At 65.9% G+C, this 19,436-nt stretch carries 21 protein-coding genes; 15 read left to right on the plus strand and 6 right to left on the minus strand.

All coding sequences use genetic code 11. The features are described from left to right. Window positions 1-17 precede the first annotated feature (17 nt). The 3 genes from MXB90_RS11890 to MXB90_RS11900 all read left to right on the plus strand — a co-directional run bounded on the left by MXB90_RS11890 (window position 18) and on the right by MXB90_RS11900 (window position 2,076). On the plus strand, window positions 18-650 hold the full coding sequence (locus MXB90_RS11890) for a DNA-3-methyladenine glycosylase family protein (RefSeq protein ID WP_250045027.1): 633 nt from the start codon (window positions 18-20) through the stop codon (window positions 648-650). Next, on the plus strand, window positions 647-1,309 hold the full coding sequence (locus MXB90_RS11895) for an alpha/beta hydrolase (protein ID WP_250045029.1): 663 nt from the start codon (window positions 647-649) through the stop codon (window positions 1,307-1,309). Before MXB90_RS11890 ends, MXB90_RS11895 begins: the two co-directional genes overlap by 4 nt. A gap of 167 nt (window positions 1,310-1,476) precedes the next feature. Further along, window positions 1,477-2,076: an HNH endonuclease gene (locus MXB90_RS11900; RefSeq protein ID WP_250045032.1), complete on the plus strand. Its 600-nt coding sequence runs from the start codon at window positions 1,477-1,479 to the stop codon at window positions 2,074-2,076. A gap of 113 nt (window positions 2,077-2,189) precedes the next feature. On the opposite strand, the gene MXB90_RS11905 is transcribed toward MXB90_RS11900, so the two are convergent. The 5 genes from MXB90_RS11905 to MXB90_RS11925 all read right to left on the minus strand — a co-directional run bounded on the left by MXB90_RS11905 (window position 2,190) and on the right by MXB90_RS11925 (window position 5,624). Continuing rightward, entirely contained in the window at window positions 2,190-2,840 is a 651-nt protein-coding gene (locus tag MXB90_RS11905) for a DUF1638 domain-containing protein (RefSeq protein ID WP_250045041.1), read from the minus strand. Window positions 2,841-2,863: 23 nt separating this feature from the next. Further along, window positions 2,864-3,022 (minus strand): hypothetical protein, encoded by a 159-nt coding sequence (locus MXB90_RS11910; protein ID WP_250045044.1) that lies wholly within the window; start codon window positions 3,020-3,022, stop codon window positions 2,864-2,866. Between the two features lie 77 nt (window positions 3,023-3,099). Continuing rightward, on the minus strand, window positions 3,100-3,798 hold the full coding sequence (locus tag MXB90_RS11915) for a corrinoid protein (protein WP_250045046.1): 699 nt from the start codon (window positions 3,796-3,798) through the stop codon (window positions 3,100-3,102). 271 nt (window positions 3,799-4,069) lie between these two features. Continuing rightward, window positions 4,070-5,125: a betaine--homocysteine S-methyltransferase gene (gene bmt, locus MXB90_RS11920; protein WP_250045049.1), complete on the minus strand. Its 1,056-nt coding sequence runs from the start codon at window positions 5,123-5,125 to the stop codon at window positions 4,070-4,072. A gap of 184 nt (window positions 5,126-5,309) precedes the next feature. After that, a complete protein-coding gene (locus MXB90_RS11925; protein ID WP_250045052.1) occupies window positions 5,310-5,624 on the minus strand; it encodes a DUF1476 domain-containing protein in 315 nt (104 codons plus the stop codon). A gap of 232 nt (window positions 5,625-5,856) precedes the next feature. Between MXB90_RS11925 and purC the strand changes: the two genes are divergently transcribed. The 7 genes from purC (at window position 5,857) to MXB90_RS11960 (ending at window position 15,086) form a co-directional block, all read left to right on the plus strand. Then, complete coding sequence (gene purC / locus MXB90_RS11930) at window positions 5,857-6,618, plus strand: phosphoribosylaminoimidazolesuccinocarboxamide synthase (RefSeq protein ID WP_250045055.1); 762 nt, start codon at window positions 5,857-5,859, stop codon at window positions 6,616-6,618. Between the two features lie 14 nt (window positions 6,619-6,632). Continuing rightward, on the plus strand, window positions 6,633-6,872 hold the full coding sequence (purS, locus tag MXB90_RS11935) for a phosphoribosylformylglycinamidine synthase subunit PurS (RefSeq protein WP_250045076.1): 240 nt from the start codon (window positions 6,633-6,635) through the stop codon (window positions 6,870-6,872). A 71-nt stretch (window positions 6,873-6,943) separates the two neighbouring features. Beyond that, window positions 6,944-7,612 carry a phosphoribosylformylglycinamidine synthase subunit PurQ gene (purQ, locus tag MXB90_RS11940; RefSeq protein WP_250045077.1) on the plus strand — a complete coding sequence of 223 codons (669 nt, stop codon included), beginning with the start codon at window positions 6,944-6,946 and terminating at the stop codon, window positions 7,610-7,612. 45 nt (window positions 7,613-7,657) lie between these two features. Continuing rightward, window positions 7,658-9,445, plus strand: coding sequence for a sensor histidine kinase (locus tag MXB90_RS11945; RefSeq protein ID WP_462982295.1), 1,788 nt, complete (start codon window positions 7,658-7,660; stop codon window positions 9,443-9,445). Window positions 9,446-9,449: 4 nt separating this feature from the next. Then, complete coding sequence (locus MXB90_RS11950; RefSeq protein ID WP_250045079.1) at window positions 9,450-10,781, plus strand: sigma-54-dependent transcriptional regulator; 1,332 nt, start codon at window positions 9,450-9,452, stop codon at window positions 10,779-10,781. A gap of 577 nt (window positions 10,782-11,358) precedes the next feature. Beyond that, the gene (locus tag MXB90_RS11955) at window positions 11,359-14,199 is read left to right on the plus strand and encodes an Rne/Rng family ribonuclease (RefSeq protein ID WP_250045080.1); all 2,841 of its coding nucleotides are present in this window, start codon (window positions 11,359-11,361) and stop codon (window positions 14,197-14,199) included. A 131-nt stretch (window positions 14,200-14,330) separates the two neighbouring features. Beyond that, window positions 14,331-15,086, plus strand: a complete 756-nt coding sequence (locus MXB90_RS11960) for a cytochrome c biogenesis CcdA family protein (RefSeq protein ID WP_250045082.1) — start codon at window positions 14,331-14,333, stop codon at window positions 15,084-15,086. Between the two features lie 97 nt (window positions 15,087-15,183). Here MXB90_RS11960 and MXB90_RS11965 read toward each other — a convergent pair whose 3' ends face one another. Then, window positions 15,184-15,972, minus strand: coding sequence for an enoyl-CoA hydratase (locus tag MXB90_RS11965; RefSeq protein WP_250045084.1), 789 nt, complete (start codon window positions 15,970-15,972; stop codon window positions 15,184-15,186). A 55-nt stretch (window positions 15,973-16,027) separates the two neighbouring features. Here MXB90_RS11965 and MXB90_RS11970 point away from each other — a divergent pair, with 55 nt between their 5' ends. From MXB90_RS11970 to pssA, 5 genes are all read left to right on the plus strand, one after another. Beyond that, window positions 16,028-16,450: a PaaI family thioesterase gene (locus MXB90_RS11970; protein WP_250045086.1), complete on the plus strand. Its 423-nt coding sequence runs from the start codon at window positions 16,028-16,030 to the stop codon at window positions 16,448-16,450. Between the two features lie 163 nt (window positions 16,451-16,613). Next, on the plus strand, window positions 16,614-17,078 hold the full coding sequence (rplM, locus tag MXB90_RS11975; RefSeq protein WP_250045094.1) for a 50S ribosomal protein L13: 465 nt from the start codon (window positions 16,614-16,616) through the stop codon (window positions 17,076-17,078). A 1-nt stretch (window position 17,079) separates the two neighbouring features. Beyond that, window positions 17,080-17,568, plus strand: a complete 489-nt coding sequence (rpsI, locus tag MXB90_RS11980) for a 30S ribosomal protein S9 (protein WP_250045096.1) — start codon at window positions 17,080-17,082, stop codon at window positions 17,566-17,568. A gap of 136 nt (window positions 17,569-17,704) precedes the next feature. Beyond that, window positions 17,705-18,460 carry a phosphatidylserine decarboxylase gene (locus MXB90_RS11985; RefSeq protein ID WP_284040814.1) on the plus strand — a complete coding sequence of 252 codons (756 nt, stop codon included), beginning with the start codon at window positions 17,705-17,707 and terminating at the stop codon, window positions 18,458-18,460. An 11-nt stretch (window positions 18,461-18,471) separates the two neighbouring features. After that, complete coding sequence (pssA, locus tag MXB90_RS11990) at window positions 18,472-19,203, plus strand: CDP-diacylglycerol--serine O-phosphatidyltransferase (protein ID WP_250045100.1); 732 nt, start codon at window positions 18,472-18,474, stop codon at window positions 19,201-19,203. Window positions 19,204-19,436: the final 233 nt, after the last annotated feature.

A 19,436-nucleotide genomic window follows, 5' to 3' on the forward strand; every position in this document is an offset into this window, starting at 1 on the left:
TCGGGCAGGGTGGGTCCATGGTGGGACGGATCATCGAAACCAGCGACGACATCGCCGAGGGGGCGGCTTGGCTTGCCCGCGCTGAACCGCGCTTTGCCCATGTGCTGGACCTTGCGGGCCCCTTGCCGCTGCGCCGGCGCGGCGATGGCTTTGCGGCGTTGCGTGATGCGATCATCGGCCAGCAGGTGTCGGTCAAGGCGGGGGATGCGATTCGCGCCCGGCTGATCGCTGCGGGTTATGGCGACGCCTGCGCACTGGCGCCCGCGTCCGAAGATGTCCTGCGCGCCTGCGGCCTGTCGCGCCAGAAGGTGCGCTATCTGCAGGCGCTGGCCCGCGCGGGTATCGACTTTCCCGCGCTGCGCGACCTGCCCGATGCCGCGGTGATGGAGGTGCTGTTGCCGCTGCCCGGCATCGGGCGCTGGACGGTCGAGATGTATCTGATCTTTGCCTTGGGTCGCGCCGATGTCTTTGCCCCCGATGATCTGGCCCTGGCCGAGGGCGCGCGGATGCTGTTCGACCTGCCCGACCGGCCCCGTCCCCGGGCCTTCGCCGCGATGGCGCAGGCCTGGTCGCCCTGGCGGGCGGTTGCGGCCCGCGCGCTCTGGGCCTACTACGCACACAGGAAATCGCGGGAAGGGGTTCAATCATGACGCGGGTGTTGCAGGTGGGGCGCAAGGCGCCGAAATCGGGGCAGGTGAAATCGGCGGTGGTGTTCCTGCACGGCTATGGCGCGGATGGGGCGGACCTGCTGGGTCTGGCCGATCCGCTGGCCCCGCATCTGCCCGACACGCTGTTCCTGGCGCCCGATGCGCCCGAACCCTGCGCGGGCAATCCCTTCGGGCGGCAATGGTTCCCGATCCCCTGGCTCGATGGCTCGTCCGAGGCGGTGGCGGCCGAAGGCATGGCCCGTGCCGAGGCCGATCTGAACGCCTTTCTGGACGGCGTGCTGGAAGACGAGGGGCTGGCCCCGCGCCAACTGGCCGTGGTCGGCTTTTCGCAAGGCACGATGATGGCGCTGCAGGTGCTGCCGCGGCGCATCGACCCGGTGGCGGGGCTGGTGGCCTTTTCGGGCCGGCTTCTGAACCCCGACCGGCTGGCGGCCGAGGCACGCTGCAAGCCGCCGGTGCTGCTGGTGCATGGCGATGCCGATCCGATGGTGCCCTTCGCCGACATGGGGCTTGCGGGCGATGCGCTGGTGCAGGCCGGCTTTGAAACCTATGGCCATGTTATGAAAGGCACCGGCCACGGCATCGCGCCCGACGGGCTTTCGGTGGCGCTGGCCTTCCTGAAGGACCGCCTGCCCGGCTGATCCTGTCACACCGGCGTCACCCGCCCTTGCTAGGCCTTTTCGCATCCGGGATCGCATATCGCGGTCTTGCCAGAAGCGAAGGGCAAGATGTAGTATGCGTGCAGGCAGGGGCGGGTTCCCCGCCCGGGCCGCCGGATCGGGCAGTCAGGGCGAGGGTGGTTTACTTCATGCTGGACCAGATCAAGGGATCGGATTTTCGAAGCCAGTTCGTGCGCGAACCCGCCAGCCTGCGCCAATATCCCGCGCTTGTGCTGAATGCCGATTTCCGTCCGCTGTCCTATTATCCGCTCTCGCTCTGGCCCTGGCAGGAAACGATCAAGGCGGTCTGCCTGGACCGGGTTGGCATCCTGGCGGAATATGACACATCGGTCCGAAGCCAACGCGCGGCGATACGCATCCCCTCGGTCGTGGTGCTCAAGGAATTCGTCAAACCCAGGAAGCGCGTGGCCTTCACGCGCTTCAATCTTTTTCTGCGCGACGAATTCTGTTGCCAGTATTGCGGATCGAAAAGCGATCTGACCTTCGACCACGTCATCCCCCGTTCACGCGGCGGGGTCACCAGCTGGGACAATGTCGTCGCGGCCTGTGCGCCGTGCAACCTGAAAAAGGCCAACAAGTCGCTGCGCCAGTCGGGCCTTGTGCTGCGCCGCACGCCGCGCGCCCCCACGCCTGAGGACATGCGCCGCGTCGGCCGCCGCTTCCCGCCCGGCCACCTGCACGAAAGCTGGCTGGATTTCCTCTACTGGGATGCCGAGCTTGAGGCCTGACCGCGGATCTTGAGTATTTTCGCCAAGAAGAAGCCGCAAGGCACGCGCCGCCCTTTCATCTTGCCCCAAATACCTCCGCCGGAGGCTTCCGCACCAACCGCCCGCGCCCCCCGTCAGGCCTGCGCCAGCGCGCCGGCCAGATCGCCATATCCGGTAAAACGCCGCTCATAGCGCAGGCCAAGCCGCGCCGCCGCGTCCTGCGCCAGCGCGTCAAGATCGGGCGCGTCGGTCTGGGCCAGATAGATCAGCCGGTCATAATGCGCGAAATAGCTGTCGCGCAGTTCAGGATGACGATCCAGCCCCATCGGGCGCCAGACGAAGGCGTCGAACTGACGCACTAGGAAATCGGTCAGGTAGAAGGCGCTGAATTCCGTCTCGGCGCGGGCCGCAAATTGTGCCGTGCCGTCAAAGAAGGCATAGCAATGTGGCCCCGCGACCATCTCGACGCCCAGTTCCGCGCAGCGCGCCTGCAGCAGCCCCCCTGTGCCGCAATCGGCATAGACCACGAAGATGCGGTCGTAATCGGCGCGGTGGCGCTGCACGGCCCAAGCCACGGCATCGGGGATGCGATCGGGCCACAGGTGCAGGTTGGCTGGCAGGCAGGTCAGGTCCAGATGATCCCAGCCATTGGCGCTGCGCAGCGCCAGGATTTCCCGGGCCAGCGCGCCACAGGCGATCAGCAGGACCCGGGCGCCGCCGCGTGGTGCAAGCCCGTGCCGGGCAAGGGTGTCGTCATCAGGCAGGGGGGCTGGCGTCTTGCGCATGGCGCCTCCTGTCGCGGTTGGGGCTATTGCGCCCGCATCATCAGCCGGACCAGCCCGGCGCCCAGAAGTGCGATCAATGCAAGCAGGGGCAGGGGAACACCGGCCCCCGCAGCCAGCCAGACGGTCAGCGCGGCGCCGCATGTGGCCAGCGCGATGAGTGTCAGGAAATGGGGTAGTGGCATGCGACCCTCCTTCATCCTGATCAATATGGGGGCGCGGCGGGCGAAGGGAAAGGCCTATCTGGCGGTCGCGACCCGTCCTATCCGGGCAACTGGTTGTGCTTGCGTGCGATGAACTGCTTGGCGGTTTCCACCGCCACCGCGGCATCGCGGCAATAGGCATCCGCCCCGATCGCGCGGCCGAATTCCTCATTCAAGGGCGCGCCGCCCACCAGCACGATGTAATGGTCGCGCAGGCCCCGCTCCTTCAGCGTGTCGATCACGACCTTCATGTAGGGCATGGTCGTGGTCAGCAAGGCCGACATGCCGATGATGTCCGCGCCTTCGCGTGCCGCGGCCTCCAGATAGGCCTCGGCGGGGTTGTTGATGCCCAGATCGACGACCTCGAAGCCCGCGCCCTCCATCATCATCGCAACCAGGTTCTTGCCGATGTCATGAATGTCGCCCTTGACCGTGCCGATCACCATCTTGCCCATGCGCGGGGCGCCGGTTTCCACCAGAAGCGGCTTGAGGATCGCCATCCCCCCCTTCATCGCATTGGCCGCCAGCAGCACCTCGGGCACGAACAGGATGCCATCGCGGAAATCATTGCCGACGATTGTCATGCCGGCGACCAGCGCCTTGGTCAGCACGTCATAGGGCGTCCAGCCGCGGTCGAGCAGGATCTGAACGGCCTCCTCGATCTCTTCCTTCATGCCGTCATAGAGATCGTCCATCATCTGAAGCACAAGCTCTTCGTCATCCAGTTCCGAAAGGATGATGTCGTCGTCTTCGGCCATTGTGCTGTCTCCTGGCGGGTCGCATGCCTTCTTGATGGGCTCAAAGCGCGCGGCCGAGTTGGCGGATTGCGACATGCGCCCCTTCGGTTCCGACAGGCGGGCACGGGGATCGCGGTTGGCCTTGCGCAATTGCCCCGGCGCTGCGCCGCTGGCCTGTGGTGTCCGAGTATTTTTGCCAAGAAGAAGCCACAGCAGCAGGTTCGGGCGGCTGGCTTCTTCTTGGTCCAAATACTCCCGCCGGAGGCATCCGCCGCGCCGGGCGCGTGACCGGTCAGCTGCGGCGCCGACCGCGCCGTTCGCGCGCCGCACCCTCTTCCCCGCCTGTGCCGTCCGAGCTGGAGGAAAACGGGCCAAGCCGTGCCGAAATCTCTTCCAGCGTGGGGCGGGGGCCGCGGGGGCGGTTTTCCAGCGCCGCGCGCATCGCGCGCAGATGCACCGGCATGGTGCCACAGCAGCCGCCGATGATCGTGGCGCCCGCATCGCGTGCCAGCACCGCATAATCGGCCATCAGTTCGGGCGTGCCATCGTAGTGGATATGGCCGTCGTGATATTTCGGGATGCCGGCATTGCCCTTGGCGATCACCGGGCGTTCGCTGCCCGCGGCGGCAAAGCCCAGCACGCTGCGCAAAAGGTCCGAGGCGCCGACGCCGCAATTGGCGCCATAGGCGATGGGCGGATTTGGCAATTTCTCGACCAGGGCCGCCAGCTGGGCCGAGGTCACGCCCATCATGGTGCGCCCGGCGGTGTCAAAGCTCATGGTGCCGCACCAGGGCATTGCGGCCAGCCGCGCGGCTTCGGCGGCGGCGCGGAATTCCTCGGGGGCCGAGATCGTTTCGACCCACAGCACATCGGCCCCCCCGGCCTTCAGCGCCTCGGCCTGTTCGTGGAACATCTCGACCGCGACGTCATGGGTCAGCGTGCCCATTGGCGCGAAGATGTCGCCCGTGGGCCCCATCGAGCCTGCCACGACCACCGGGCGTCCGGCCGCATCGGCGATCTCGCGGCCCAGTTCGGCGGCGCGGCGGTTGAGTTCGGCCACGCGGCCCTGGGCATTGTGCAGTTTCAGCCGGCTGGCATTGGCGCCGAAGGAATTGGTCAGGAAGATGTCCGACCCCGCCTCGACCGCGCCGCGATAGAGGCTGCGGATGCGGTCGGGGTGATCGATGTTCCAAAGTTCGGGCGGCTCGCCCGAGGCAAGGCCCATGTTGAACAGGTTGGTCCCCGTGGCGCCATCGGCCATCAGCCAGTCGCGGGTCTGCAAAAGCCGGCTGAGGGCGTTGGCGGGGGCGGCGGGTGCCGGATCGGGCGTCTGGGGGGCGTCGGGCATGATCGGGCCTTTCACTCTCGGGCCGTGGGGTGTTGGATCAGCTGTGCCACGGCGCGGCGCGGTTGGCAAATTTCTTGTGGCGCGGGTGGGGCAGAGTCGCGCCCATGAAAAACGCGCCACAGCGGGGCTGCGGCGCGCAAGCGGTATCCGGGCCGGGTATCGTCGGCGCGCGGGCGGGGCCCGATCAGGCCTCGTTCATGATCTGGCGCTTGGCCTCGGCCATCAGCTCTTCCATGCGGGTGCGGATCGTCGTTTCATCGGCACGATCGCCCAGATCGCCGGCGACCTTGCGGTAGACATCTTCGTGGCCGGCTTCCTGGAAATCGGCGGCGATGACCTCCTTGGCATAGGCCTCGGCCTCGGCGCCGGATTTGCCCAGGAGGCCGGCGGCCCAGAGCCCCAGCAGCTTGTTGCGCCGCGCCTCGGCCTTGAACTGCAGTTCGGCATCATGGGCGAACTTGTTCTCAAAGGCGTTTTCGCGATCGTCGAAGGTGGTCATGGGGGCCCCCGTCAGTGGATATGGTTGTCACTTCCCATATGCCTGCGTCGGGCGCAGCCTGCAAGTCCCCGTGCAAGTCCCCGTGCGCCTGTGACCGGCATGCCTGTTTGCCTTGCGGCGCGGGCTGCCTTGGCCTATAGGGGCGACAAAGGGGCCTTGGGCCCTGCCGCATCCGCGGGGCTGCGCCGGAGCTGTCGGCGGGACCTCGCGGCAGTTACCGAACGGAGCAGCCATGGCACCCCGGCGCAAGAAGATTTACGAAGGCAAAGCGAAGATCCTGTACGAGGGCCCGGAACCGGGCACCCTGGTGCAGTATTTCAAGGATGACGCGACCGCCTTCAACGCACAGAAGAAGGCGACGATCGAGGGCAAGGGCGTATTGAACAACCGCCTGTCCGAATTCTTCATGACCGGGCTGGCCAATATCGGCGTGCCCACTCACTTCATCCGCCGCCTGAACATGCGCGAGCAGCTGATCCGCCAGGTCGAGATCGTGCCGCTGGAAGTGATCGTGCGCAATTTCGCGGCCGGATCCATCGCCAAGCGGCTGGGCCTGGAAGAGGGCACCCCGCTGCCGCGTCCGATCGTCGAATACAGCTACAAGAACGATGCGCTGGGCGACCCGATGGTCAGCGAGGAATACATTATCGCCTTTGGCTGGGCCAATCAGCAGGATCTGGATGACATCGTGGCGCTGGCGCTGCGGGTCAACGATTTCCTGTCGGGCGTGTTCTATGGCGTCGGCATCAAGCTGATCGATTTCAAGATCGAGATCGGCCGGATCTGGGATGGCGATTTCACGCGCCTGATCGTCGCCGATGAAATCAGCCCCGACAGCTGCCGGCTGTGGGATGTGAAGACCGGGCAGAAGCTGGACAAGGACGTGTTCCGTCGCGATCTGGGCAGCCTGACGGACGCCTATTCCGAGGTGGCGCGCCGTCTGGGTGTGTTGCCCGCCAATGCCACCAATATCAAGCCGACGCTGATCAACTGAAAGGGACCTCCGCGATGAAGGCGCGTGTTCATGTCATGCTGAAGGATGGGGTTCTGGACCCGCAGGGCGAGGCCGTGCGCCATGCGCTGGGCACGCTGGGCTTTTCCGGGGTGGAAACCGTGCGTCAGGGCAAGGTGATCGATCTGGAACTGTCCGCGACCGACCGCGCCGCGGCCGAGGCCGAGGTGAAGGCGATGTGCGAAAAGCTGCTCGCCAATACCGTGATCGAGAAATACACCATCGAGATCGCCTGAGGGGCCGCCCGGGGGCGCTGCCCCCGGACCCCCGAGGTATTTTCGGCAAGATGAAAGCAGGAGCGCTTGCGATGAAAGCCGCCGTCATCACCTTTCCCGGGTCGAACTGCGACCGTGACCTAGCCCGTGGCTTCGAGCTGGCGGGGGCCGATGTGGTGCGGGTCTGGCACAAGGATACCGATCTGCCCGCGGGCATCGATATCGTGGGCGTGCCGGGCGGGTTTTCCTATGGCGATTATCTGCGCTGTGGCGCGATTGCGGCGCAAAGCCCGATTGGCCGGGCGGTGCGGGATTTCGCAGGCCGGGGCGGGCATGTGATCGGGATCTGCAACGGCTTTCAGATCCTGACCGAGATGGGGCTTTTGCCCGGTGCGCTGATGCGCAATGCCTCGTTGAAATACATCTGCAAGCCGGTGACGCTACGGGTCGCGACGGCGGACAGCATCTATACCTCGGGCTATGCCAAGGGCGATGAGGTGGTGTTTCCGATCGCCCATCACGACGGCAATTACACGATCGATGCCGAGGGTTTGGCGCGACTGGAGGGCGAGGACCGGGTGGCGTTCCGCTATGCCGACAATCCCAACGGGTCGATGGCCGATATCGCGGGCGTGCTGAGCGAGAACCGCCGGGTTCTGGGGATGATGCCGCATCCAGAGCGTGCGGTCGAGCAAGCCCAGGGTGGCACCGACGGGGTGGCGCTTTTCCGCGCGTTGGCCGGGATGATGGCGGGCGCCTGAGTGCCGTGCCTTGTTGGGGGCGGGGGCTTGGCCTAAGGTCTGCCCATGTCCGGGACCATGCAACAATCTGATCAGTCGGGCGTCGCGGGCCCCTCGCGGCGCGGGCGCTGGTTGATGCGCATCGCGCTGGGGGGCATTCTGGCGCTGGCGGTGGCGGTGATCTGGATCACCAATGCCTGGCTGACCGAACGGTTCACCGAAACGACCCGCGTGCGCACCGAGCTGCGGCTGGCGCTGTATTCGGGCAATATCATGAGCGAGTTGCAGCGCACCGGCGTGGTGCCGCTGCTGCTGGCGCGCGATCCGGCGCTGATCCGGGCGCTGGAATCGGGCAATTTCGCCACCACCTCGGGGCTGCTGATCACGGCGCGGCGCGACATTGCGGCGGCGTCGATCCGGCTGCTGGACATGTCGGGGCGGACGGTTGCGGCAACGAACCGCAACCTGCTGGGCACATCCTATGCAAGCGCGCCGTTCTTCGTTGAGGCGCAGCGGTCGCGTGAGACGGTCTTTACCGCCGTCGCCCGTGACACCGGGGGGACCGAGTTCATCTATTCCCGCGCGCTGGTCAGCGATGGCCGCCCGGTGGGTGTGATCGTGGTCGAGGCGGAATTGCAGAAATTCGAACGCTCCTGGGCGGGGATTTCGGATGCAGTTGCGGTCAGTGACAGCGAGGGCCGGATCATCCTGACGACCGAGCCGCGCTGGCGCGGGCTGACGATCGAGCAGGCACTGGCAGCACGTTCGGCCCCTTCTGCGATCCGGCGGGCGTTGCAGGCCACGGCCGATTGGGCGAACGTGCCCCCGGACGCCTATCTGAGCGGGACCGCCGTGATGCGGACCGAGGCGCGCATCCCCTTCCGCGGCTGGAGGATGGTGGCCTTCACCGGCTACGAATCGGTGCGCGAGCGCGTGAATGCGGTGCTGGCGCTGGAGATCATGGGCTTTGCGATCCTGCTGGCGCTGGCGTTCTACTGGCGTTCGCGCCGGGCGCGGGTGCAAAGCGCGGCCTACCGGCGCGAGTCGGCCGAATTGCGCGCGCTGAACGCCCGGCTGAGCCGCGAGATCGCCGAGCGTGAGAGGGTGCAGAAAGACCTGGCGGTGGCCGAACTGACGCTGGCGCAATCGTCGAAATTGGCGGCCCTGGGCGAAATGTCGGCAGCGGTCAGCCATGAGTTGAACCAGCCGCTGGCGGCGATGAAGACCTATCTGGCGGGCGCGCGGCTGTTGCTGCAGCGCGGACGGGGCGAAGAGGCGTTGTCGTCCTTCCAGCGCATCGACGATCTGATAGAACGCATGGGCGCGATCACCCGGCAGTTGAAGTCCTACGCGAGAAAAGGCGGCGAAGCCTTTGAACCTGTTGATCTTCGTGCGGCCATCAGCTCGGCTTTGGCGATGATGGAGCCGCAGTTGCGCGCGCGCACGGTGCGGATCACGCGGACGCTGGCGCGGGGCCCGGTGATGGTGATGGCTGACCGGATCCGTCTCGAACAAGTGATCATCAATCTGTTGCGCAACGCGCTGGATGCGACGAAGTCTGTCGCCGAACCGCAGGTGGAGCTGTTGCTGACCGCGGGGGAAAGCGCGGTGCTGGCGGTGCGCGACAACGGTCCCGGGATCTCGGATCTGGACAAGCTGTTCGAGCCGTTCTGGACCACGAAAAAGCCGGGCGAGGGAACCGGATTGGGGCTGGCGATTTCATCCTCGATCGTTAGCGATTTCGGCGGCCGGCTAACGGCGCATAATGCAGAAGGCGGCGGTGCCGTCTTTGAAATGCAGTTGCCCCTGCATACGGGCGGGGCACGCAAGACAGGATTGAGAGCAGCGGAGTGATTTCATGGCGCGCATGATGAAGGTGGCGATTGTCGACGATGAGGAGGACATGCGCCAGTCGGTCAGCCAGTGGCTGGCGCTGTCGGGCTTTGACACCGAGACCTATGCCAGCGCCGAAGAGGCGCTGAAGGTGATCGGCGCGGATTGGCCGGGCGTGGTGATTTCCGATATCCGCATGCCGGGCATGGACGGGATGGCCTTTCTCAAGCGGCTGATGAGCCTGGATAGCGGGCTGCCGGTGATCATGATCACCGGGCATGGCGATGTGCCGATGGCGGTTGAGGCGATGCGGCTGGGCGCGATGGATTTCATGGAAAAGCCCTTCAACCCGGACCGGATGACCGAACTGGCCAAGCGCGCCACCCAGGCCCGGCGGATGACGCTGGACAACCGCGCGCTGCGCCGTGACCTGGCCGAAGGGGCGCAGGTGATGGGCAAGCTGATAGGCACCTCGGCCCCGATGGAGCGGCTGCGCGAAGATATCCTAGATCTCGGCCAGGCCGATGGCCATGTGCTGATCGACGGGGAAACCGGCACCGGCAAGACGCTGGTGGCCCATGCGCTGCATGCGGTGGGCCCGCGCGCGGGCAAGAAATTCGTGCCCGTGAATTGTGCCGCCTATTCCGAGGACGGGCTGGCGGCCAAGCTGTTTGGGCCGGTCGAAGAGGGCGGCGCGCTGCCCCTGGTCGAAGATGCGCGCGGCGGCACGCTGTGCCTTGAGGATATCGAGGCGCTGAGCCAGGGTCTTCAGGCGCGGCTTCTGACCTTCATCAACGATCAGGGAATGCCGCCCGAAACCCGCATCATCGGCATTTGCAACACCCATGGCGAGGGCCGCACCGTCGAGGATGCGTTGCGCCCCGATCTGTATTTCCGGCTGGCGGCGCTGAAGATCACGCTGCCGCCCCTGCGCCAGCGCGGCGAGGACATCCTGACGCTGTTCAACCGCATGGCCGAACAATTCGCCGAGGAATATGGCTGCGAGGCGCCCGAGGTTTCGGCGCAAGAGGCCGCCCAACTGCTGCAGGCGCCCTGGCCGGGCAATGTGCGCCAGCTGATCAATGTGGCCGAACGCGCGGTGCTGCAAAACCGCCGTGGCACGGGGTCCATCGCCTCGCTGCTGATGGCCGACAATGAGGAGGCGGGCCCGGCCATCACAACCGAGGGCAAGCCGCTCAAGGAATATGTCGAAAGCTTCGAGAAGATGCTGATCGACAATACGATGCGCCGCCACAAGGGATCGATCGCGGCGGTGATGGAGGAACTTTGCCTGCCGCGCCGCACGCTGAATGAGAAGATGGCAAAATACGGTCTGTCGCGCGGCGACTACCTCTGACGGCGCGACGGCGGGCGCCGGGGCAGGGGGCGCTGCCCCCTCTTGGCCACGGGCCAATTCACCCCCGAGGTATTTCGGGCAAGATGAAGACTGCGGATTTCATCTTGCCAAAAATACCTCCGCCGGAGGCTTCCGCAGGTGCCGCCCGGCGATTTCGGCGGGGGCGTTAACCATTGGGTGACGAAAAAGCGATTGTCTTTGCGGGCGCTGTGCCGCTATTGTCGGCCCATGTCGGCACCGCGCGGTGTTTTTCGCGCCTTGCCCACGGAATTCGCTGATTTCCGGGCCAAAGGACCTTCGCGATGGCGGGTCCGGTCCAGGGTCAACCGATTGGCCGCAAGGCCGCAAGTTTGCCCGTCGGTGCGATGCGCCGCGGGTTTTCAGATGGGCGCCGGGGGCACCCGCGCTTGGGAAAGAACCGCGATGACGGGTGAACGGATCGGGCAGGTGATGAGGGGCGGGCCATTGGTCGCCGCCGCCTGCCTGAAATTCACCGTCATCGCCTCAACGAAAAACCATGCAGGCCCCGCCCTCCGCGCTGCGGATGGGCGGGGTCCGGCATGGGGAACCAGGATAAATGGCGAAGAAAATGCTTATCGATGCCACCCATGCGGAAGAAACCCGCGTGGTGGTGGTGGACGGAAACAAGGTCGAGGAATTCGACTTTGAGACCATCAACAAACGGCAACTGGCCGGGAACATCTATCTGGCGAAGGTGACACGGGTCGAGCCGTCGCTGCAGGCGGCTTTCGTGGATTATGGCGGCAATCGCCACGGTTTCCTGGCCTTTGCCGAGATCCATCCCGATTACTATCAGATCCCGGTGGCCGACCGTCAGGCGCTGCTTGAGGAAGAGCGCGCCTATGCCGAGGCCGAGGAAGCCGAGGAACGGGCGCGCAGCGCACGCCGGTCGCGGCCGCGGTCGCGCAACGGGGCGCGTGCCGAGAAGGCCGCCGATGCCGATGCGGTGCTGCGGTCCGAGGAAATCCCGGGTATGGCGGTGATCGATGCCGATGCCACCGATGAGGCCGGGGTTGGCGTTCTGGACATGCCCGAGATCGGGGCCGAAGAGGCCGCCGAACCGCCGGTATCGGCACCCGGTGACGACCAGGGGGATGATGTCGCCGCGGACATCTCTGCCGAGGCGCGCGAGGACGAGCCCTATGTGGCTGCCGATCATGCCGCCGAAACCGATGATGAGATCGAATCGGTCGCCGAAGAGGACGTTGCCGAGGAAATCAGCGCCCCGCGCAAGCCGCGCCCGCGCCGCTACAAGATCCAGGAAGTGATCAAGGTGCGCCAGATCATGCTGGTGCAGGTGGTCAAGGAAGAGCGCGGCAACAAGGGCGCAGCGCTGACCACCTATCTGTCGCTGGCGGGCCGCTATTGCGTGCTGATGCCCAACACCGCGCGCGGGGGCGGGATTTCGCGCAAGATCACCAATGCCGCCGACCGCAAGAAGCTGAAGGAAATCGCCTCAGAGCTTGAGGTGCCGCAGGGCGCGGGCCTGATCATCCGCACCGCCGGCAGCCAGCGCACCCGGACCGAAATCCGGCGCGACTATGAATATCTGATGCGCCTGTGGGAACAGATCCGCGAACTGACGCTGAAATCCATCGCGCCCGCCCCGGTCTATGAGGAAGGCGATCTGATCAAGCGCACGATCCGCGACCTTTACAGCAAGGATATCGACGAGGTTCTGGTCGAAGGGGATCGGGGCTATCGTGCGGCCAAGGACTTCATGAAGATGATCATGCCGTCCCACGCCAAGAACGTGAAGCACTACAACGAACAACTGCCGCTGTTCGCGCGCTTCCAGGTGGAAAGCTATCTGGGCGCCATGTTCAACCCGGTCGTGCAGCTGAAATCGGGCGGCTATATCGTGATCGGCGTCACCGAGGCGCTGGTGGCGATCGACGTGAACTCGGGCCGGGCCACCAAGGAAGGCTCGATCGAGGAGACCGCGCTTAAGACCAACCTGGAAGCCGCCGATGAGGTCGCCCGTCAGCTGCGCCTGCGCGACCTGGCCGGTCTGATCGTCATCGACTTCATCGACATGGAAGAGCGCAGGAACAACGCCGCCGTCGAGAAGCGCCTGAAGGAAAAGCTGAAAACCGACCGCGCGCGGATTCAGGTGGGCCGGATCTCGGGCTTTGGCCTGCTGGAAATGAGCCGTCAGCGCCTGCGCCCGGGCATGATCGAATCGACCACCCAACCCTGTCCGCATTGCCACGGCACCGGGCTGATCCGGTCCGATGACAGCCTGGCGCTGCAGATCCTGCGCGCGATCGAGGAAGAGGGCACGCGCAAACGCTCGCGCGAGGTGCTGGTCAAGGCGCCGGTCGCGGTGGCCAACTACCTGATGAACGCGAAACGCGAACATGTCGCCGGGATCGAGGCGCGCTATGGCATGTCGGTCCGGGTTGAGGCCGATCCGTCGCTGGTCAGCCCCGATTTCGCGATCGAGAAGTTCAAGACCGCGACGCGCGTCGTCCCCGAGGTGGTCAGCCAGGCGGTATCCGTCGATGCGCGGCTGATGGCCGAGATCGACGAGGCCGAGGAAGAGCTGATCCTTGAAGCCGACGAGGTCGAGGAGGCCGAGGAGGTAGTCGAGGCGCAGGACAGCGCGCGCGACGAGGCCGGCGAAGAGGGGACCCGCAAGAAGAAGCGCCGTCGTCGTCGTCGCAAGAAAGGCAATGGCGAGGCCGAGGCAGGCCGCACCGGAACCGAGGCAGAGTCCGAAGAGGCCGAGGAAGAACAGGCTGGCGCCGAGGCTTTGTCGGCCGAGCCGGTGATCGCAACGGCGGCGGAACCTGTTGCGGCTGAACCCGCGCCGCAAGCGCCCGAGACGGTCGAGGCCAGTGCGCCGAAATCGCGCAGCCGCACCCGCCGCAAGAAGGCCGAGGCCGAGCCGGCCACGGAAGCCGAACAGGGCGAAGCGGCGCAGGCCGAAGCCGCCGCACCGGCGGCCAAGAAGCCCGCGCGCAGCCGTAGCCGGACCAAGGCCGTCGCCCAGGAGGCTGCCCCCGAGGCGCATCCGGTCGCTGCCGAAACGGCGCCCGACGCGGTCGAAGCCCCGGCCAAGCCGAAGCGGACGCGCAGCCGCAAGGCCGCTGTGGCGACGGCAAGTGCCGAACCGGGCCAGCCCGATCAGACCCCGCCGGCCGAGGTTCCCGCCGAAGTCCCGGGGGTGACCCCGGCCGAGGCTCCGGTGGCGCCGCCGCAGGAAAGCCCTGTCGCGCCGCCGCCAGAGGCCCCGGTCGAAGCCCCCGGTGAAGCCCCGGCCCAGACCCCGGTCGAGATGCCGGATCTGCCGGACCTGCAGGTGGATGAGGGCGATGGTGCGCCTGGCGCTGGCGCCGATACTGGCGCCGATGACAAGCCTCGCCGCCGCGGCTGGTGGTCGCTGGGCCGCTGAGCCGATCCCGATCCGACTGCCGGGCCATGTGCCCGGCAGTTTTCGTCAGGGGCACCGGGTTTTCCACCTCCCCACGCCGATGTGACATCGCGCCCGGTGACGCGGGCGCGCCATTGGGATAAGTCTCGGCCATGTTCGAAATAGACCTCATTCTTGATGCCGCCTTCCTGCCCGCCGCCATCGTGGCGCTGTCGGCAGGGCTTTTGTCATTCCTGAGCCCCTGCGTGCTGCCGATCGTGCCCCCCTATCTGGCCTATATGGGCGGGGTCTCGGTCACCGAGATGTCGGGCCGGGCGGCGCGGCGCGGCCCGGTTCTGGTCGCCGCCGCCTTCTTCGTGCTGGGCCTGTCGACGGTCTTTCTGCTGCTGGGCTTCGCGGCCTCGGCGGCGGGGCGCGTCCTTCTGCAGTATCAGGATTGGTTCACCACGCTGGCGGGCCTGGTGATCATGGTCTTTGGCCTGCATTTCCTGGGCATCTTCCGCATCGGCTTCATGGACCGCGAGGCGCGCATTGATGCGGGCGAACGGGGTGGGTCGGCCTTTGGCGCCTATGTCTTGGGCCTGGCCTTCGCCTTTGGCTGGACGCCCTGCCTGGGCCCGATCCTGGGCGCCATCCTCAGCCTGGCCGCGAGCGAGGCCGATCTGGCCCGCGGCACCGCGCTGCTTGCGGCCTATGCGCTGGGTCTGGGCATTCCCTTCCTTCTGGTTGCGGCCTTCTTCCCGGCGCTTGGCGGCGTTATGGCCTGGATGAAGCGTCACATGGGCCGGATTGAGCGGATCTCGGGCTTGCTGCTCTGGACGGTCGGGTTGATGATGCTGACGGGCAGCTTCTCGGATTTCTCGTTCTGGCTGCTGGAAACCTTCCCGGCCCTGGCCACCCTGGGCTGACCGGCTGCTTTCACCTTGCCGAAAATACCTCGGGGGGTGAATTGGCGCGTCCGCGCCAAGAGGGGGGCAGCGCCCCCCTTGCATGGTCCGGTTCCGCTCAGCCGGCCCAGTCGGGCTTGCGCTTTTCGATGAAGGCGGCGATCCCCTCGGCCGTATCGCGCCAAAGCATGTTTTCCACCATCACCGCCCCGGCATGGGCATAGGCCCCGGCCAGGTCCATCCCGGCCTGATCGTAGAAGGCGCGCTTGCCGATCTTGACTGCGGCCCCCAGCTTGGCGGCCACGGTTTCGGCCAGCCGCGCGGTTTCCGCGGCCAAGGCGTCAAGCGGCACGACGCGGTTCACCAGGCCCACGTCGCGGGCGCGGGTGGCATCGATGAATTCGCCGGTGGTCAGCATTTCGAAGGCGACCTTGCGCGGTACGTTCCGGCTTAGCGCCACCATCGGCGTGGAACAGAACAGCCCGATGTTCACCCCGTTCACACCAAAGCGTGTGGCTTCGGCTGCCACGGCCATGTCGCAGCTGGCGACCAGCTGACAGCCAGCGGCGGTGGCGATGCCGTGGACCTGGGCGATCACCGGCTGGGGCAGGCGGGGGATCATCTGCATCACCTCGGCGCAGCGGGCGAAGAGATCGGTGAAATAGGCCCGGCCGCCATCCTCGGCCTGCCGCCCGGCCTGCATTTCCTTCAGGTCATGGCCCGCGCAAAAGGCCTTGCCCGCCCCTTTCAGCACGACCACGCGCACCGCGCCATCGGCTTCCAGTTCGGTCAGGCGCGCCTTCAGCGCCGCCAGCATCGCATCGGACAGCGCATTCAGGCTGCCCGGGGCGTTCAGCGTCAGATGCGCCACGTTGCCATGGGTTTCGCGCAGAACCAGATCGCTCATCTTGCCATTCCTCCCTTTTGGCGGAAGTCTAGGCACAGGACGTGCGGGAGGGAAGATGGAACCGAAGATGGATATCGCCGCGCTGAGCGACTTTCTGGCGCGTGAATTTCCGCAGGTGGCGGATGATTTCGTGATCGAGGGGCTGACCGATGATGGCGTCACCGTCCGCCTGAAGGTGGCCGAGCGGCACCTGCGCCCCGGGGGCACGGTGTCGGGGCCCACGATGTTCGCGCTGGCCGATGTGGCGGTCTATCTGGCGATTCTGTCGCGGATCGGGCCGGTGGGCTTGGCGGTCACCACCTCGGGGCATATCGATTTCATGCGCAAGCCTGCGGCGGGCTGCGATTTGATCGCGGATGCGCGCCTGCTGAAACTGGGCCGGGTGCTGGCGGTGGGCGATGTGATCATCCAGTCCGAGGGGCAGGATAGCCCGGTGGCGCGGTCATCGATGACCTATTCGATCCCCCCGGGGGGCTGAATCGGGCGCCAGGGCAGGGGGTTAGTTTGGGGTATTTTGATACCTATTTTTTATAGCATTGATTTTAAAACAAAAAACAAACACGAAGTCGCTTGATTTCCGTTCCGGAATCTCGGAAAAGCCCACATCCGAATTCCACAACCCTAACAAGGGCCACAAGTCGATGAAAACCTATACCGCAAAACCGGCGGAGATCGAGAAGAAGTGGATCCTGATCGACGCCGAGGGCGTCGTTCTGGGCCGCCTTGCCACGATCGTCGCCATGCGCCTGCGTGGCAAGCACAAGCCGACCTTCACCCCGCACATGGACATGGGCGACAACGTCATCATCATCAACGCCGACAAGGTGCAGATGACCGGCGCGAAGCGTGAAGAAAAGAAATACTACTGGCACACTGGGCACCCGGGCGGCATCAAGCACCGCACCGCCCGCCAGATCCTGGAAGGCGCGCATCCCGAGCGCGTGGTGATCAAGGCGGTCGAGCGGATGATTTCGCGCAACCGTCTTGGCCGTCAGCAGATGTCGAACCTGCGCGTTTACGCCGGGGCCGCCCATCCGCATGAAGCCCAGCAGCCCGAAGTCCTCGACGTCAAGTCGATGAACCCGAAGAACACCCGGAGCGCGTAAGATGGCCGAAGAACTCAAATCCCTCGACGATCTGAAGTCGGCCGTCTCGGGCATCCCCGCCGCCGTCGCCGAAGCCGCCCCGCGTGAGCCGCAGCGCGATGCGCTGGGTCGTGCCTATGCCACCGGCAAGCGTAAGGACGCGGTCGCCCGCGTCTGGATCAAGCCCGGTTCGGGCAAGGTCATCGTGAACGGCAAGGAAATGGCGGTTTATTTCGCCCGTCCGGTGCTGCAGATGATCCTGCGTCAGCCCTTCCAGGTGGCCGGCGTTGAAGGCCAGTTCGACGTGATGGCCACCGTTGCCGGTGGTGGTCTGTCGGGTCAGGCCGGTGCGGTCAAGCACGGCATTTCGAAGGCGCTGCAGCTGTATGAACCCAGCCTGCGTGGCGCGCTGAAGGCCGCGGGCTTCCTGACCCGTGACAGCCGCGTGGTCGAACGGAAGAAATACGGCAAGGCCAAGGCCCGCCGGTCCTTCCAGTTCTCGAAGCGCTGATCTGCGCCGATATGTTTGGGAAAACGCGGTCCTTGCGGGCCGCGTTTTTCATTTCCGGCCGGTCAGGTCCGCAGGGCTGCGCGCCTGATCGGGCCCGCGCGGGCGCCGCGGGATGTGATCGGCGCGGTCGGGGCCGATGTTTTCAACAAGGCCGCCATGCGCTAAGCAAGAGAAAAGAAAAGAAAGGCCAACCATGTCCGTCTCGATGCTGTCCACCTTCGTCAAGCCGATGCACCGCGAGGGGCGCAAGTTCGTCGCCATCGCCGCGGCGATCACGCTGGTTCTGTTCCTGATCTGGGATCCGCTGGGCTGGATCGGCCTGGGCCTGACGGTCTGGGTCTATTACTTCTTCCGCGATCCGGTGCGGGTGACGCCCACGCGCGCGGGCCTGATGGTATCGCCCGCCGATGGGGTGGTGTCGCTGCTGGAACCCGCCGTGCCCCCGGCCGAGCTGGGCCTGGGCACGGCGCCGATGATGCGGATTTCGGTCTTCATGTCGGTCTTCAACTGTCATGTGAATCGCATCCCGCAGGAAGGGCGCATCACGGCGGTGGCCTATCGGCCGGGCAAGTTCCTGAACGCCTCGCTGGACAAGGCGTCCGAGGATAATGAGCGTAACGGCCTGGCGGTCGAACTGGCCGACGGGCGGCGCTATGGCGTGGTGCAGATCGCGGGCCTGGTTGCCCGGCGCATCCTGTGCGAGGTGAAAGAGGGCCAGCAGATGGTGACGGGCGAACGCTTTGGCCTGATCCGGTTCGGCTCGCGGCTGGATGTCTATCTGCCCGAAGGCGTGGCGCCGCTGGTTTGCATTGGCCAGACCATGGTGGCGGGCGAAACGGTGCTGGCCGATCTGACCTCGGACGAGCCGGCCCGCATGGGCGGCATCCGGTAAGGGGCGCGCGGATGGAAAAGCGCGAACAGGAACCAATGCCCTTTCTGCAGCTGGTGCCGAATCTGGTGACGATCGCGGCGCTGTGCCTGGGCCTGACGGCGATTCGCTTTGCGATGGTGGGGCGGTTTGAACTGGCGGTGTCGCTGATTCTGCTGGCGGCGCTGCTGGATGGGCTGGACGGTCTGATCGCGCGGCGCCTGCGGGCCACGTCGGATTTCGGGGCCGAACTGGACAGCCTGTCCGATTTTCTGAACTTCGGCGTGGCGCCGGGGCTTCTGGTCTATCGCTTTGCCCTGGGCGAGGCGAACAGCCTGGGTTGGATCTTTGTGCTGATCTATGCGGTGGCGGGGTGCCTGCGGTTGGCGCGGTTCAACGTGATGCGCGGCGCGCCCGAGACATCGTCGAAGCATTTCGTGGGCGTACCCGCGCCCGCGGGGGCCATGCTGGCGTTGTTCCCGGTGTTCCTGTCGCTGTCGGGGCTGGTGCCCGCGCAAGAGGCGCCGATGATCGTTGCGATCTGGCTGGGTGTCGTGGGCGTGCTGATGATTTCGCGCCTGCCGACCTTTTCGCCCAAGGCGCTGCGCATTCCGCGTGGGCGGGTCGGGCTGATCCTGATCGGCACGGCGATTGCGATGGGCATCTTGTTCACCCGATTCTGGATGCTGATGGTTCTGGTCGATCTGGCCTATCTGGCGGCATTGTTGCCCGCAGTGTGGCGCGCGCGGCGCCAGTTGCTGCGCTAGGACGCGGATTCGGGGCGCGGATTCGGGGGGGCAGGGGCGATCCTGCCCCCCTTTTCGTTCCGACCTGGCCCCGGGGGCGCCCTGTTTCCGGCGCGGGGGACAAAAAAATCACCAACAAAATATGGGGCCCGCAAGAAAAATGACGGTTTTGCGAAAATTCCCTCTTGCGTGTGTTTGTTGTTCTCCGTAGATACCGCTTCACCGAAGCAGCGAAGGTTGTGACGGGGCGCCTG

Origin of the sequence: Phaeovulum molybdatiresistens (assembly GCF_023544865.1) — a bacterium.
Lineage (GTDB): Bacteria > Pseudomonadota > Alphaproteobacteria > Rhodobacterales > Rhodobacteraceae > Pontitalea.

Excerpts from the sequence above, each read along its gene's own strand:
- MXB90_RS11890 (WP_250045027.1), top strand. The coding sequence starts at position 18 with ATGGTGGGACGGATCATCGAAACCAGCGACGACATCGCCGAGGGGGCG.
- MXB90_RS11895 (WP_250045029.1), top strand. The coding sequence starts at position 647 with ATGACGCGGGTGTTGCAGGTGGGGCGCAAGGCGCCGAAATCGGGGCAG.
- MXB90_RS11900 (WP_250045032.1), top strand. The coding sequence starts at position 1,477 with ATGCTGGACCAGATCAAGGGATCGGATTTTCGAAGCCAGTTCGTGCGC.
- MXB90_RS11905 (WP_250045041.1), bottom strand. The coding sequence starts at position 2,840 with ATGCGCAAGACGCCAGCCCCCCTGCCTGATGACGACACCCTTGCCCGG.
- MXB90_RS11910 (WP_250045044.1), bottom strand. The coding sequence starts at position 3,022 with ATGCCACTACCCCATTTCCTGACACTCATCGCGCTGGCCACATGCGGC.
- MXB90_RS11915 (WP_250045046.1), bottom strand. The coding sequence starts at position 3,798 with ATGGCCGAAGACGACGACATCATCCTTTCGGAACTGGATGACGAAGAG.
- bmt (WP_250045049.1), bottom strand. The coding sequence starts at position 5,125 with ATGCCCGACGCCCCCCAGACGCCCGATCCGGCACCCGCCGCCCCCGCC.
- MXB90_RS11925 (WP_250045052.1), bottom strand. The coding sequence starts at position 5,624 with ATGACCACCTTCGACGATCGCGAAAACGCCTTTGAGAACAAGTTCGCC.
- purC (WP_250045055.1), top strand. The coding sequence starts at position 5,857 with ATGGCACCCCGGCGCAAGAAGATTTACGAAGGCAAAGCGAAGATCCTG.
- purS (WP_250045076.1), top strand. The coding sequence starts at position 6,633 with ATGAAGGCGCGTGTTCATGTCATGCTGAAGGATGGGGTTCTGGACCCG.
- purQ (WP_250045077.1), top strand. The coding sequence starts at position 6,944 with ATGAAAGCCGCCGTCATCACCTTTCCCGGGTCGAACTGCGACCGTGAC.
- MXB90_RS11945 (WP_462982295.1), top strand. The coding sequence starts at position 7,658 with ATGTCCGGGACCATGCAACAATCTGATCAGTCGGGCGTCGCGGGCCCC.
- MXB90_RS11950 (WP_250045079.1), top strand. The coding sequence starts at position 9,450 with ATGGCGCGCATGATGAAGGTGGCGATTGTCGACGATGAGGAGGACATG.
- MXB90_RS11955 (WP_250045080.1), top strand. The coding sequence starts at position 11,359 with ATGGCGAAGAAAATGCTTATCGATGCCACCCATGCGGAAGAAACCCGC.
- MXB90_RS11960 (WP_250045082.1), top strand. The coding sequence starts at position 14,331 with ATGTTCGAAATAGACCTCATTCTTGATGCCGCCTTCCTGCCCGCCGCC.
- MXB90_RS11965 (WP_250045084.1), bottom strand. The coding sequence starts at position 15,972 with ATGAGCGATCTGGTTCTGCGCGAAACCCATGGCAACGTGGCGCATCTG.
- MXB90_RS11970 (WP_250045086.1), top strand. The coding sequence starts at position 16,028 with ATGGAACCGAAGATGGATATCGCCGCGCTGAGCGACTTTCTGGCGCGT.
- rplM (WP_250045094.1), top strand. The coding sequence starts at position 16,614 with ATGAAAACCTATACCGCAAAACCGGCGGAGATCGAGAAGAAGTGGATC.
- rpsI (WP_250045096.1), top strand. The coding sequence starts at position 17,080 with ATGGCCGAAGAACTCAAATCCCTCGACGATCTGAAGTCGGCCGTCTCG.
- MXB90_RS11985 (WP_284040814.1), top strand. The coding sequence starts at position 17,705 with ATGTTTTCAACAAGGCCGCCATGCGCTAAGCAAGAGAAAAGAAAAGAA.
- pssA (WP_250045100.1), top strand. The coding sequence starts at position 18,472 with ATGGAAAAGCGCGAACAGGAACCAATGCCCTTTCTGCAGCTGGTGCCG.